The 1,176-nt window shown below is 25.1% G+C and carries 1 protein-coding gene; it reads left to right on the top strand.

The genetic code is table 4. The annotated features are described in order from the left end of the window. Positions 1 to 1,060 (top strand): hypothetical protein (locus BU00_RS05280; RefSeq protein ID WP_036459109.1); only part of this gene is annotated, 1,060 nt, incomplete at its 5' end. Between the last annotated feature and the right edge of the window lie 116 nt (positions 1,061 to 1,176).

Raw genomic sequence — 1,176 nt, forward strand, 5'->3', positions numbered from 1 at the left:
AGCAATAAGAACATTTACAGTAAATTTTAGAGGTAATGATAAAATTGATAACTATATTCCAACAAGATTCTTCCAAAAAGTTGAATCAGATGTAGCAAAAAAATATGCAAAAAATCAACACAGAAATAATTCAAAAGAAATATTTAAAATTCTTTTTAATGACTTTAAAACAGAATTACCAAATTTTAAGATTAATTTTACTAAAGAAAAAGATAAAATTAACAACGAAGATGGTATTGGAAAAGGTTTAGGTGTTACTTATTTAATTGATGGAATTAGATATCAAGGAAGTGCGCCTGAGTTAGATTTTAAAGTTATTAACCGTGAATTAACACCACAAGAAACAGAAGAGTTTTTAGACAATCCACAATTATTTATTTTGAATCACCCTTCTTACTTATTTAGTACTACTAAATATCAATTAGAAAGAAGAGTTCAAGAAAATGATAAAATCATTAATGATTCTTCAAAATCTCAAAGACAAAAAAACGAAGAAATAAAAACAAAAGCAAGTAATGAAGAAAAAATATCAAAAATAAACGAAACTTATGAAAAACTTTCTGAAACTGGACAAAAAAGATTTGAAACTTATAAAAAATGATTAATTGCTAGTGGTTCGCAAAAACAAGAATTAGCAACAGAACTTGCAAAAATAGACCTTGAAATAAAAAGTATTTTTTCACAAGCTGGACTTGCTAATGATTTAAAAAGAAAACAAGATGTTATCACTAAAGAATCAGATAAAGCAGTTGCTAATATTTATTCAACTGTAGATTTATTTGCAAAAGTACTTTTACAATTAGGAATAAAATCACAAATTATTAAAGGTTCCTTACCAGAAGTAAGTGTTGAAGATCCTAATACTGAAACCAATAAAACATTCTGATTAGAATTTAAACAAAATGACACACCAGTAATGGTTGATGTTTTAGAATTAATCCAAGAATCAAGAAAAAATCCAAATGTTAATATAGAATCTTTTATTAAAGAAACACTAGATTCATCAAAATATCAAATTGATCCTAAATATTTAAAAGCATCATATTTTGCTCAAAAATAATTTATTAAAACAAGAATTTTAAATTAAATTCTCGTCAATTAAAAAGTCACGATGCAAGTTTCGAACTTGCTCGTGACTTTTTGTCCCATCTGATAAAATATAGTAATAGTAAAAAG

It is taken from the genome of Mycoplasma leonicaptivi ATCC 49890, assembly GCF_000622205.1.
GTDB classification, from domain to species: domain Bacteria; phylum Bacillota_I; class Bacilli_A; order Mycoplasmatales; family Metamycoplasmataceae; genus Mycoplasmopsis; species Mycoplasmopsis leonicaptivi.